The organism is Nostoc sp. (assembly GCF_041747015.1).
Lineage (GTDB): Bacteria > Cyanobacteriota > Cyanobacteriia > Cyanobacteriales > Nostocaceae > Nostoc.
On the sequence record NZ_JBGTFY010000270.1, the window covers coordinates 54,188 to 67,053 of the forward strand.

The 12,866-nt window shown below is 40.3% G+C and carries 14 protein-coding genes, 1 pseudogene and 1 riboswitch; of the genes and pseudogenes, 1 reads left to right on the forward strand and 14 read right to left on the reverse strand.

What is annotated here, in order from left to right; genetic code table 11:
* Positions 1-35: 35 nt before the first annotated feature.
* The 7 genes from ACEW80_RS22320 to cobG form a co-directional block, all read right to left on the reverse strand.
* A complete protein-coding gene (locus ACEW80_RS22320) occupies positions 36-362 on the reverse strand; it encodes an ArsR/SmtB family transcription factor (RefSeq protein ID WP_373528695.1) in 327 nt (108 codons plus the stop codon).
* A 413-nt stretch (positions 363-775) separates the two neighbouring features.
* A complete protein-coding gene (locus ACEW80_RS22325; RefSeq protein WP_373528696.1) occupies positions 776-952 on the reverse strand; it encodes a bluetail domain-containing putative surface protein in 177 nt (58 codons plus the stop codon).
* 84 nt (positions 953-1,036) lie between these two features.
* Complete coding sequence (locus tag ACEW80_RS22330; RefSeq protein WP_373528697.1) at positions 1,037-1,357, reverse strand: type II toxin-antitoxin system HicB family antitoxin; 321 nt, start codon at positions 1,355-1,357, stop codon at positions 1,037-1,039.
* On the reverse strand, positions 1,347-1,631 hold the full coding sequence (locus ACEW80_RS22335; protein WP_373528698.1) for a type II toxin-antitoxin system HicA family toxin: 285 nt from the start codon (positions 1,629-1,631) through the stop codon (positions 1,347-1,349). The genes ACEW80_RS22330 and ACEW80_RS22335 overlap by 11 nt, the downstream gene beginning before the upstream one ends.
* A gap of 100 nt (positions 1,632-1,731) precedes the next feature.
* Positions 1,732-2,436 (reverse strand): precorrin-2 C(20)-methyltransferase, encoded by a 705-nt coding sequence (locus ACEW80_RS22340; RefSeq protein ID WP_373528723.1) that lies wholly within the window; start codon positions 2,434-2,436, stop codon positions 1,732-1,734.
* A 2-nt stretch (positions 2,437-2,438) separates the two neighbouring features.
* Positions 2,439-3,065, reverse strand: coding sequence for a precorrin-8X methylmutase (locus ACEW80_RS22345; RefSeq protein WP_373528699.1), 627 nt, complete (start codon positions 3,063-3,065; stop codon positions 2,439-2,441).
* Positions 3,066-3,078: 13 nt separating this feature from the next.
* Positions 3,079-4,557: a precorrin-3B synthase gene (gene cobG, locus ACEW80_RS22350; protein ID WP_373528700.1), complete on the reverse strand. Its 1,479-nt coding sequence runs from the start codon at positions 4,555-4,557 to the stop codon at positions 3,079-3,081.
* A gap of 37 nt (positions 4,558-4,594) precedes the next feature.
* Positions 4,595-4,719, reverse strand: a riboswitch (cobalamin riboswitch).
* 312 nt (positions 4,720-5,031) lie between these two features.
* Between cobG and ACEW80_RS22355 the strand changes: the two are divergent.
* Positions 5,032-5,277 (forward strand): annotated as a pseudogene (locus ACEW80_RS22355) (ATPase); the annotation flags it as partial.
* On the opposite strand, the gene ACEW80_RS22360 reads toward ACEW80_RS22355, so the two are convergent.
* The 7 genes from ACEW80_RS22360 to ACEW80_RS22390 form a co-directional block, all read right to left on the reverse strand.
* Positions 5,275-6,981 carry a mechanosensitive ion channel family protein gene (locus tag ACEW80_RS22360; protein ID WP_373528701.1) on the reverse strand — a complete coding sequence of 569 codons (1,707 nt, stop codon included), beginning with the start codon at positions 6,979-6,981 and terminating at the stop codon, positions 5,275-5,277. The pseudogene ACEW80_RS22355 and the gene ACEW80_RS22360 overlap by 3 nt on opposite strands.
* Before the next feature lie 94 nt (positions 6,982-7,075).
* Positions 7,076-8,647, reverse strand: coding sequence for a Na+/H+ antiporter (locus ACEW80_RS22365; RefSeq protein WP_373528702.1), 1,572 nt, complete (start codon positions 8,645-8,647; stop codon positions 7,076-7,078).
* 268 nt (positions 8,648-8,915) lie between these two features.
* Complete coding sequence (locus ACEW80_RS22370; protein ID WP_373528703.1) at positions 8,916-9,092, reverse strand: peptidoglycan-binding protein; 177 nt, start codon at positions 9,090-9,092, stop codon at positions 8,916-8,918.
* Positions 9,093-9,319: 227 nt separating this feature from the next.
* Positions 9,320-10,105, reverse strand: a complete 786-nt coding sequence (locus ACEW80_RS22375) for a hypothetical protein (protein WP_373528704.1) — start codon at positions 10,103-10,105, stop codon at positions 9,320-9,322.
* A 49-nt stretch (positions 10,106-10,154) separates the two neighbouring features.
* Positions 10,155-10,958 (reverse strand): hypothetical protein, encoded by an 804-nt coding sequence (locus tag ACEW80_RS22380; protein ID WP_373528705.1) that lies wholly within the window; start codon positions 10,956-10,958, stop codon positions 10,155-10,157.
* A 406-nt stretch (positions 10,959-11,364) separates the two neighbouring features.
* Positions 11,365-11,934, reverse strand: a complete 570-nt coding sequence (locus ACEW80_RS22385; protein WP_373528706.1) for a DUF3611 family protein — start codon at positions 11,932-11,934, stop codon at positions 11,365-11,367.
* Positions 11,935-12,379: 445 nt separating this feature from the next.
* On the reverse strand, positions 12,380-12,751 hold the full coding sequence (locus tag ACEW80_RS22390) for a response regulator (protein ID WP_373528707.1): 372 nt from the start codon (positions 12,749-12,751) through the stop codon (positions 12,380-12,382).
* Positions 12,752-12,866 lie beyond the last annotated feature (115 nt).

Consider the following 12,866-nt stretch of genomic DNA (forward strand, 5'->3'; position numbering starts at 1 on the left):
GGAAACAAAATATTACAAAAAAAATTGATGAATTTTTAAGGCTCGCAGGATGGACGAATAGGTAATATTGGGCTAAAGCGGCGGAATTCTGCTAAATACTGCTCTAGGGCAACAAATTGTGGCAGATTGAGGCTGTAGTAAATCCAGCGACCTTCTTGACGAGCGCGAACTAACCCAGCTTCTTTCAGGGTTTTGAGGTGAAAAGACAGTTTAGACTGAGTGGTTCCCAGGTGGTTGCACAGGTCACATACGCATAGTTCTTGAGAGCGCAGCAGTTCTAATACCTGAATCCGTAGGGGGTCAGACAGGGCATGAAAGCCAGCAGCGATCGTATTAGGAGTGAAGGTGCTATTAGAAGCCATCAAATTTTATTGAAGTATTTCTTTATAGTAAAGTCTATATAAATTATGAATTTTTAACCCACATTCCGCAGGTTAGTTTGAAAATCATGGTTTTTTATATAAACCAACTTTAACAATAGTTTTAGGCATTGAACCTCTATTCTACACCTCTGTGATCGCCTGACTCGATCCCTCACTGCTTAGAAGCAGTCCCAGTCATTGCGATCGCTTCATAAATTTTCGTTAAAATTAAATGCGATGTGCAACTTAATATTCTGATCTCACTCCCAATACTAGGGAAGGTGGCTGGAGGTTAGGTCTGAGTAAAAGTTGCATACGGCGTAAATTAATTCAATACTCACTAATCCAGCATATTTTCAGGATGATTAATTGACAAAAATGATTTTGTCTTAATCTCTTACGAATGGTGCTAACTAAACAAAGAAACTGCTCACTGCAATATTTCCAAACGCCGGTAAAGTACCCGTTAATCCTGTTAAATTGACTAACAAATCACTACTCGACTGAAAACCAGCAGTGCTATTGTTGATCGCTAAATAAGTTCCCGCGATCGCTCCACTTGTTACTTTGACTAAGGCTTCACTATTCACCCCTAAAGCTTGATTTCCGGCTGAGGCTCCATTAGCTTGTAGAGAGCGTCATTGCAAATCGGTTTAACTAACTAACTAGCTAACTTAACTAGCGTACAGGCGCAAGCTTTTTTCGACCAACGAGTTAAGGCTTTGTCCCTCTTTCTTTGCTTTAACTACAATTTTTTTGTGTAAATCAGGGTCAATTCTTACCATGAATTTACCTGAGAATGGCTTATCAGCCTCCTGCCCACGTTGTCTACAAAAATCTAAATAATCATCCACTGAATCAGAAAAAGCTTGTTTTAGTTCGTCTACGCTACTACCTTGAAAAGTAATCACGTCCCGAATATTAATTACTTCACCGTGAAAAATTTCTGCCTCAGCATCAAATTCTACAGATGCTTCATATCCTTTATATTTCATCGTTTTCAGTCACTGCTTCTTTAATCCCCGCTTCTGTCAAGAACCGCCGCATCGATTTAACAGCACCTTTGTCAGTTTCTTTTTCAGGGTGTGGTCTGTGAAATGTAGCTCTTATGTCATTAAGAGCAAATCTGACTCTTGACCCTCTTCCTTGTGATACCTCAGCACCCAGAGCAGCTAATAGAGACTCTATATCACTCCAGGAAATATTTGATCTGATGGGGTTTTGAAAAAGAGCATCAAGAGTTTTTTGGTGTTTAGTGTTAAGTTCCATTCTTATAGTATCATATAGTGATACTATGATGATTTTTTAGATTACTTAACCTACTTTGATTTATTCTCATCTACTTACGAATCACAAATTATTTTAAGGTCTATAGTCGATTTTTGGTGGGAATCACAATCATCGAGAAATAGGGGACTTCGGCTGGATCAACTTCATCTAGAGGTACAATGCGTTGCTGTGACGTTGATGCCCGCTCAATATATCTTGCCCGTGATGCTAACCCTAATTTATGTAGGATATCCCGTACTTTGGTAAAATGACGACCTAACTTCATAATTGCGGCGGCATCGGTCATTAGCAGATGTGTAGTCAGTTCTTCTGCTGGCAATGGGGCGGGTAGGACTGTGAGGATATCGGTGTAGTAGGTGAAAGGTACACCCAAGGCTACCGGACAAGCCATTAGTGAGGAAACTCCAGGGACAACTTCTGTTTGGTACTGGTCAGATAACCGTGTGAACAGGTACATGAATGAGCCATAGAAAAATGGATCACCCTCGCACAACACCACGACATCTCGACCGGCTGCTAAATGGTCGGCGATTGGTTCAATTTCCTTGTCATAAATAGACTTTGCCTTTTCTGGCTCCAAAGCGCGGGGGAGGTGAAATAGAACCTCGATTTGATTGCCAGGAAGATACTGTGCGACGATCGCTCTAGCAATACTCTGTTTATCTATTGCTGATTGATAGGCAATCACGGGAGCCGCACGTAATAACCGCAATGCCTTCAGTGTCAATAGTTCTGGATCGCCTGGTCCGACACCAATTCCATAAAGACGACCTTTGTTTTTGATCATTATTCTTCCTCCGTTGCCAAGGCGTTAACTGCTGCTGCCGCGATCGCACTTCCACCGCGCCGACCATGTAAGGTCAAAAATGGGACATTTCGGCTGTCTGCTGCCAATGCGGCTTTCGATTCTGCTGCACCGACAAACCCCACTGGAAAGCCTAAAATTATAGCAGGTTTATGAGCTACTTCATCAAGCATTTCTAATAGCCGGAATAGTGCTGTGGGTGCATTACCAATGGCGATCACTGCTCCTTCGAGGTGCGATCGCCATAATTCCAGGGCTGCCGCTGACCTTGTAGTACCCAAACGCTGGGCAATATCCGGCACTTCTGGAGAGTTTAGCGTACAGATAACTTGATTGTTTGCAGACAATCGCCGCCTAGTAACGCCTTCGGCAACCATCCGGCAATCGCACAAAATTGGCGCTCCTGCTGCCAGTGCCGCCCTTGCGGATTGCACCGCTGTTGGTGAATATCCCAGGTCAGTGATAATATCCGTCATTCCACAGGCATGAATCAGACGCACAGCAACTTTTGCTACATCTGGTGGCAGCACATCTAAGTTTGCTTCTGACCGGATGATTGCAAAGGAATTACGGTAAATTTCGTTGGCATCTCGAATATAGTCGGGCATTCAATTTTGGATTTTAAATTTTAGATTTTGGATTGTTATTAAATAATTGATGTAATTGGGCGATCGCATACCGATTAGTAAATTCCCCAAAGGACTCATTGGAATTTAGGCGTTGAATTTTATACACCTGTAGCATCTGTTCTATTAATGTAGGAAGTTCGGCAAAAGTCACATATTTATATAGTTCACGCCCGAATTTTTGCTTGTTGTCACCTACATAAACGTGATAGCCTTCCACAGTTTCATTGTCAGCCTCAATGCTGACACCAAGCAGAGTAATATCACTTTTGCTATGCTGGGCACAGGATTTTTCGCAGCCGCTGAAGTGGATATTAACTGGGTGTTCCAGAGTTACACGAGTTTCAAGATACTTTGCTAATGCCAACGCATGACCCTTAGTATCCGTGGCAGAAGCGGCGCAACCCTTTATGCCAGAACAGGCAACTAATGCACTTTTGATGTTGGTTGCTGAGAAATCTAATCCTAAGAAAGCGATTTCATTTTGGACATCACCAACCCATTGCTGAGGAATATCTGTGAGGAGCAAATTTTGCCAGGGGGTTAACCTAAGAGATCCGCTACCGTATTTTGTTGCTAAATCTGCTAAACCCCTGATTTGCTTACTCTCCAGTCGCCCAAGGGGCAAAACGACACCAATGTAAAATAAGCCTTGCTGACGTTGGGGATGGATGCCAATATGCTGATACTTCCCCTCTCCTTGCAGGGAAGGGGGTTGGGGGGTTAGGTCTTCTCTTGTTTCACTGTATAAAAGAGAAAAAGGCAGACGCTGCTTAACTTCCTGGAGATAATTTTCATAACCCAAAGTATTTAATAACTCTAAGAGACGTAGCCGGCGCTGACTCGTAGTATTACTATGAGCTAGATAGACATCCGCCAAAGCTGCCAAGACGGGCAAACATTCCTTTGGTAGTAACAAAATTCCCATATCGCTAGGCGGTTGTCCCTTTTCGCCTACACTGAGATAGAGGCGGAAATAAATATTACCGTCAAATAAGACAGCAGCGATCGCTATATCATTGAGGCGATCGCACACCCGAATTATCCCACCACCATCAAAGCAAATGCTAAATTTCGCCGATAGTGCCGATAACGCCGGATGTGCAGCAATATAATTATCCCAACTTTGAACAAAAGGGCGAGTATCAATTAATTCCTGCGGGTCAATACCAGCAGTTGGGCTGGTCATAATATTGCGGATGTGGTCTACAACAGGATTGCGAGAACCCAATCCCATATCCTGTAGGTACTTCAGTACTTCCGCATTTATCCCAGTGCAGATTTCGCGGATTTGTAGGTTGGCTCGATTAGTCACATCCATATAGCCGCCACCATGCTGTTCTGCTATATCTGCGATCGCACGGCACTGCTGACTACTAATAATTCCACCTGGTATTCTAATCCGAGATAGTATCCCATCTTGGGCGGATGTAGCATAAAACAAGCCAGGACAAGTGGCAAATTCAGATAGCAAACTTGGAACTCCTTCCCCGTGCGGCGCAGGGAGTAGACGGTGAGTGTGTCCTGAAAGTTGGCATTCTGACTTGGATGATCCCATTACAGCTGCGGCACAGTCCCGGAATTTCACCGGAGTTTCCCAACTCGAAGTTTTAGTAATTTAGCATGATAAAGTAGTTATAAAGTTGAATGCTTCATATTTTGAATCAACCTGTCTACGCTGATAGAGTTCGCCGTAGTTCAGCTAAGTAGTTGTGCAAAATTAAATATACATTGTCATTGCGAGTAGAGCATAGCTTATATCTTGCACCTATCGGGATAAACCACTAATAGACAAATAGGAGCGTAAAAAAGTGACACCAAAAGCGAAAAAGCGTTTAAGTAGTAAAAGCAATTGATATAACCATATAAATGTTGAGATTACGTAAATTACCAGGGTACAGGCGATCGCCAATTTGAAAAAGTACCTGGATTTGCATTCATGAGCAAAAATATGGCACTTAGTGAAGCTAGTCGGCTAGAAAATCTGCTGAGTGAAATTTTGCTTTATGCCAAACCCCAGGTGTTGCAGCTGTGTGAATTGGATGTGAATGAATTTATTAATATTGTCCGCAATGCTTGTGAGGCAGTCTCAGCAGGAGATGCGATCAAATGGGAAGTAGATATTTCGTCTCCAGATAAAATCTGCATTCATGTCTGCAATGGTGGTGAGCCAATTCCTTCAGAGGTTTTGTCATTTCCGTTTTGGTGTCTGGCTCTCTTCTGCTTGCTCTTCGAGTTTGTTCTCGGTTTTTTTGAGTATGTCTGCCGATGGTGGTTTTGCAGATTCTTTAGATAGTCGCTCCAAAGCCTTCTCTATTTGCGGAGAAAGTCCCAAAGTCCCAGAACGCAAATGCAAGTCGTGCTGAGGGAAAGGGATTTCTATGTGCCGCTGGCATAAAACTTCGTAGATAGAAAAGTATAAATCACTCTTAATTAAAAACTGTTTGTGGGGTTCTGCTATCCACACCAGCAACTCAAAATTGAGAGCGCTATCGCCGAAGCCTTTAAAAAGTACTTGGGGAGGAGGTGTATCTAAAACATTGGAGTGGTTTTTGGCTGCATCCAGCAACGCTTCTTTAACTAAATCAGGTTCGGCATTATAAGCCACACCAACAGGTAAATGCAGCCGAGAAAGAGGGTTACGGTGGCTCCAATTTATGACTTCGTTTTCCAAAAGGCGCGAATTGGGTACGATGATGGAAATATGGTCGAGAGTTCTGATTTCCGTACTGCGGGCGCTGATCCGCTCGACAGTGCCATGCAAATCTCCCACTTCAATAAAATCACCTACCTGAATCGGACGTTCCAAAACTAAAATCAAACCACTACCAAAATTCTTAGCAATATCCTGGAAGCCAAAGCCAATCCCAATACCCAAGGCGCTAGCTAAAATTGTCAAAGAACTGAGATCGAGTCCCCAAATTTGCAGCAAGACTATGCTACCAACTATAATCATGCTGTATTTCGTCAAAACGGCGATCGCCTCTTGAGCGCCTCGATTAATACCTGCAACACTTAAAACACGGGAGCGCAGGATATTAGTCATGGTTCCAGCAAAGATTATTAAGGCGAATAATAAACTTACCAGAATTAGCAGGTTGATTAAAGAGTAAGAATTGTTGCCCAGAGTAATAAATTGAGATGTGAAACTAGAAGTTAAAATATAGGTGATTTGATAGCTCCATTGACGAGTGTAGGGAAATAAATTAGTTATATAAATAATAGTGCTAGCCCAGATACCAGCACGGACAAAGAAAAGTATAAAATCAAATAGTAATGCTAATCCCTTGGGTAAATCAGCATTTATAACTTGTGCATTTGCATCATTTAATTTTCTCTGTACAATTCCCGAAATCCGTTTTCTGAGCAATCCCAGAAACCAGGAGATAGCAAATACCCCTAGCAAGATAGTTGCACTCAATATGGAGGTGTTGCGAATATATTGCGAACTTCGCTCTGCTTGAGATTTTTGTAATACTTCCTGAATTTGTTTAGCCCAAATAGAAGCTTGTTCATCAGGGTTGCTACCTGGTAAAGCATCATTTTTAGTAACAGTTAGTAGGTAGCGATCGCCCAATAAAATCGTTGGTAATTGGTTGCGTTCTTCAATTTTTACCTGAATAGCTCGATCAGATTTTACAGCCTCCTTTAGTTGTAAATTGATTAAGTTAGCTCGTTCTTTAGCGCTAAATTCACCAGACTCACTGACTTGAAAAATCTGGTATCCATCCACAACTACAGCAGCTTTTGCCCCAGTTTGTGCTATTCCTGGACTCAACCACAAACCAATCACTAGCAGAATTACCACTACTATCATACTGATAAAAATGTGATTTAGTTTACCACTTTGTTTACCATGTTTTCTCATCTCAGCAGACTTAAAGTATGGATAATGCACAGCATATCACCTCAATTCATTTCTATATTATGTATGTAATGCCGATTGATTTAAGTAGGTCGATTCACTCTCCCCCAGCAAAATAGTTATAGATTTATTCCTCTTCATTAGCTCTATCATGGGTTGTTTGCAAAAAAGGTGAGAGTTCTCTATTTAACCTACCTGCGCGGACAAACTCAGCATAGGTATCAGCTTCAATTGCCAGCAGTTCCCCTCGCAGTTCTTCGGTTGTAAATTCTTGCAAATTTGGGTATTCATCAAGTAACTTGTCAATTTCTTCTTGCAAAAAGGTAATTTCTCCTGAAAGCAGCGTCTTCTGGTAGCGATAAAATTCTGGCTCAATTCCGGGACGGTTTTGTGCTGTTTCTAAATATTCCAGCGCCCGTTGGAGAGCAACTTGACGGGCAATTGCTTCAGTGTATTTTTGACGTAGCGGTTGCGAACCTAAAAGTTGGAGTTTCTCTAATAATGGTTGGATGGTTAAGCCTTGTACTAACAGGGTAAATAAAACTACTCCAAATACAGTGGCAATAATTTCTTCCCTTTGCGGGAGTATGGCTGGTACACTTAAAGCCAGGGCAATAGAGACAGAGCCGCGTAGTCCACCCCACGTCAATACAGTTTGTTCAGATAAAGGAATTTCGGATTTAGCTAACCAGTTGCTGAGACTACTTAAAGCATAAATAGATACTGCCCGTCCCACAATCATAGCTGCGATCGTCACTGCAATAGTTTTCAGGTTATCTCCTAAGACAGCAAAGCGAATTTGATCGCCAATTAAGAGAAAAACAATCGAATTCACAAAAAAAGCGAGAAATTCCCAAAATTCAGTCACAATGATCCGCGTGCGCGGGTTCATGCCAATGCGGGAGCCAAAGTTACCTAAAATTAAAGCTGTGGTGACAACTCCAATCACTCCAGAACCACCCAAATATTCTGTAATTAGGTAAGTGCTGTAGGCAGAAACTAGAGTGAGAGACTGTTCTACTAATGGTAAGTCGAAACGTTGGGTTAGATAGGAAATACCAAACCCAATTAGTCCTCCAACGCTGATACCAATGCCTACTACTTGAACAAATTCTAATAAAGCAGACTGTAAATCAAGTTTAGCAGTACCTAACGGCAAAGCAACTAATAAGCCAAAAGCCACAACCGCCATACCATCATTAAATAAACTTTCTCCTTCCATCAGCGTTCTTAGACGTTTGCTTGCTCCTAGTTCCCGAAATAGAGCCGTTACCGAAACCGGATCGGTTGCTGATAGACTAGCTCCAACTAATAGAGCAATGCTAAGTTCAAGTCCAGCGAATTGATGAAGACCGAGTGCTACTCCGGCAATAGAAATTATCACCCCAACCACTGCATACAGACAAATCGGTAACAAATCCCGCTTTAAGTCTGACCATTTCAAATTCCAAGCAGCTTCAAACAGCAGTGGCGGCAAGAAAATCATCAGAATCAATTCAGGAGAGAGATTAATCAATCGCACATTCACGAATGCTAATCCTAATCCCACTATGACCAGTAATAGTGTATAAGGAATGCGGCGCAACCAACTAAAAATTTGTGGTAGTGTTGCTACACCCAATGAGACAGAGAGTACTAGTAGAAATTGCTTGAGTTGTTCTGCAATTACGACTTCACCCGTGGTAGAATCTAATGCCATAAGTGGATTGCAGTTAAATAGAATATTTACCATCAATAAAAATAGAGAGATTATCAAACCTCCAATATTTTACCCTGATAAATACTGTAGTTATAGCGGTTCCCATTCAGATGCGGTACAACATTGTATTATGGGGTGTAGGGGCACGGCAGTGCCCATAGGTGTCAACTTAACGTTAAAAGGGCGGTTAGAAACCGCGTCTATACAGACGAAACCCGCCTGCGCGGGTTAAAAACATTAATTTTCTCTTAAGTTTGTGTAGCCGATGTTAGAAACGACGACGACGCACGCGTGCTATATTACTGCGTAAAGCTTGCCACGTCAGCGCTCCTACTCTACCATCACCAACTATTCTGTGCGATCGCTGAAATGCTACTACTGCTCTAGTGGTTCTAGTGCCATAGATACCATTAATAGATCCGTTATAAAATCCTAGCCATTGCAAGACATAAAAGCAATCATGACAGATTGAGCATAACCAGCACGTCCTAAAGTCTTCAGTCCTCTTTAATCGGCTTCAAATTCATCTTGGCGACTGTGAGGACAACGTAATGCCAAATCTACGCCAATCTGAACTGCTGTACTGCGTTCTAATCCGGCTGCTGTGGCGAAACCACGAGCGATCAGCGACGATATAAACGAGGATAAATGGATAAATAATTTGACATAAGCTTATTCAGGGTATGCAGTTTCAGCAACTAAAATAGGTCTGTTGCCGTACTTCCCTTCTAACTCTCTTTTTACATTTAGATCCCAAGTGAAGCCATAGTCTCGCTCAATTGCAGCAATAATAAAAGGACGAACTTCACCTGTTATAGATACTGTCTGGTTCTGATTTATTGCTACTTTAGGTGGTGCTTTTAATAAGACTAGCAAATCTTCTCCACCAAATAATTGATTTTCATGTAGCGTTAGTAAAACCGGACTGCGGATATTTTCTACTTTCCCCGTAACTGCAACTCTACGGCGATAGTATTGTTCGGGATGTTGTGTTATTCGGCCAGGTTGAGGTGCTAATACAATGTATCGAGCAATAATTGCAGGTTTATTGATATAATCTTTGTAAGATTTGTCATCTATATTGAGATTAAATTCTTGCTCAATTTTGGGAATTACTAAATTACGAACTTGACCAGTAACTTGGACTTTGATATTTTGGTCAGATGGTAGATCGAAAGGCGCACCTGAAGCATTGACAACTACAAGAGGATCGCCACGAAAGAACCGTGCATCACTAACCGTAAATGAACTCAAACCAACTTTCTGAATTACTCTGCTTTTAATCGTCGCAGAGTTACCGATAAATTCATTAGTGTTATCAGTAATTTCCGATGTATTAGTGATAGTTGCTTTTGCATTAAAAAGACTACAACTTCTCGCTACCAGGAAAACTAATACCCCAACTTTACTCAGCGCTTGTAAGAAATCTCCCCTTTGAGAATTATCATTTATTGCCATTATTTTTATGAAAAGTTTTCCTGATAGACAACGCTGTAGAATGAATACCTTACTGTGGAATTGCTGAGGGATATACCTCTGTTGCAACTAGCACAGGTTTATTCTTGTACTCCACCTCTAGCTGCTTTTCTAAGGTTAAATCCCATTTAAGATCGTAATCCCGTTTTAGGTCAGCAATAACAAACGGACGCAACACACCCGTAACTGCAACTTTCTCGCCTTTATTGACAATTCCTTTTGGAGTACCAGCACGGATCACTAACAAATCCTGTCCACCAAATAGTTTATCTTCATCTAAGGTGAAAGAACTGGTATTTCTAATGTTTTCCACTTCACCGGTCACTGCCAAATTTTTACCATAATATAGTTGAGGATTTGTGGTAATTTCACCTGGTTTAGGAGCAAGTGCAATCGATTGAGCGATAATCGCAGGTTGGGTTTCGTAGTCTTTGTACAAGTTTGGATCTAAGCCCAAGTTGTAATCTCGATTAATATCTGCGATCACAAGCTTACGAACTGGCCCTGTCGCTTGAATTGGCGTATTTGGATCAGTAGGCAAAGTGAAAGTTTTACCCGAAGCATTTACAACTAAAATGGGATTAGTGCCAAAAAATTGTTTATCGGCAATTATGAAAGTTGATGGTCCCAATTTGTTAACGGGTATACTTCTAACCGTTACAGTTTTACCAATTAGTTGATTAGTATTGTCTGCGACTTCTTCTGTGGTCACATTAGTTTCTGGTACTCCGGCCTGTTGATCTAAGTCGTTGGTACAAGCTCCAAGTAGCATTGCCGAGATTGCCAGAGCAATAGCTCCTTTAGAACTCCATTTAGTTTGAAGAAAGTTAATCATTTCAAAATCTCCATTTGGGTTGACTAATATCAAGTTCAGATGAAGACTTATCGTGCAAAAATCTCTACATTTTTACATCAGTCCTAGTGATGATGTTTTAACTGAACCTGATATTTTTGGATTACCACAAAACTTTTAATTTGTTGTGATAAGCGTTAGAATGCTCTCAAAAATCATGCGGTGAGCTATCTTAATTCAAGAATACCTGACCATCCTTTTCAATTCTTAATACACCTTGATTGTTATCGAATTTGGTTGTTTCATCTAACGAAACTGCAAGTGTCCCTTTAGAAGTAGACGTACAGTAATGATAGATATCTAGTGAAGAACGAGAAAATACTTTAGGTTAATATTTCCATAGCAATAGCTGGCAAAATCAAATTGTTAAAATTAATAATTAAGTTTATTAATCTTCTAACCAATATAGTAGACCCAGAGAAGTAACTCCCCCAAAAAAGTGAGCGCCAATCATGTTAACATTTGCTAGCATCACAAAAATATCTAGCGAACGAATTACATTTTCTGGCTGATAAATTGCGACACCTTGAGGTTGTGCTATTGCTTTCCCCAATATAATTGAAACCGTTGTTTCCGAAGCAATAAAAGCTATTAATAGCCCTACCAAACTCACAACCAATCCAACTCGTAAATTTTGAATTACATCTTCCTTCTTAGGATGGTTTTGAGAATTTGGCATTTGTAAAAGTTTAGCCATTTTTCGATAACGCAAAGCCCAATAGACTCGAAAGCAGAGCAATAAAATACTAACAATAGCCAAAAATATCCCAAAACCTATACCTGCATTGCTTGTCCCAGTTGTAATGTTACGGCTAAAGCACGCCAACAATACAGCAATGCCAGAAATACCACCAAGTACTAACTGTACCCAAAAACTAATTCGACTTACTAAACGCAATGTAGCAGCAAATTTTTGTTTGCTTGGTGGATGTGAAAGTGATTCTAGATTATCTATCATAATATAAGATTCATACCCCTTAAGTAGATATTTTAAGAATGTATAGTAAATTGGAGTTTTATTTCATCCATCTTCATATATAAAACCCACTAATTCACTAATATAACGTATTTAATGTTTTTTTGAAATATCAGGTTTTTATGGGAAAGAATTTATCTAATAAAAACTTACAACTAAGTATTGACTTACTTTTAAATTAGGGAGTAAAAGTGGAAAACTAGTGGAGAATAGGTATTTTTGGGAAAACCTATTACTTAAGAAAGAGACTAGGAAATCTATAGATAGAATATTTTTCCAAGCATATCTACCCTAAATTAGAGAGACTACAGTAGTCCGATCTCTAGCATATAAATTTTCACAAATGATTTAGGGCTGCTGTAGTATTATTTAATTCAGGTATAGCTGAACTAGAAACGCCAGATTTTGTCAGATTTTGTAATATACTTTAACTCAAGGCTGCTGCTACTTGAACAGCTAGTTTCTGAGGATTAAATGGTTTACTAATTATGCCTTTGACATCTATCTCGTTGAATAGACGTTCGTTATTAGTGCGTCCTCTAGCTGTAAGTAAAATCACAGGTATATGTTTAGTTATTTGATTAGCTTGTAGTTTCTCAAAAGTTGTCAAACCATCCATATCAGGCATCATTACGTCCAAAAGAATGGCATCGGGTTGAGATGATTGAGCTAAGAGTAATCCTTGATTACCTGAAGTAGCAGTTAACACCTTCCAGCCGCCCATTATTTCTAGACAAGTCTGAATCAATTGACGGATGTCATCTTCATCATCAATAACTAAGATTTGCTTAGAGGTCATTGCTATTATCTTCCTATTTTAATTATTATTATTCCTGAGTTATTTAATTCTTTCGGTGTAATGAGGAGTATTGTTTAGATATAACATACTCTTAAGATTGATTTTTTATGGTAAA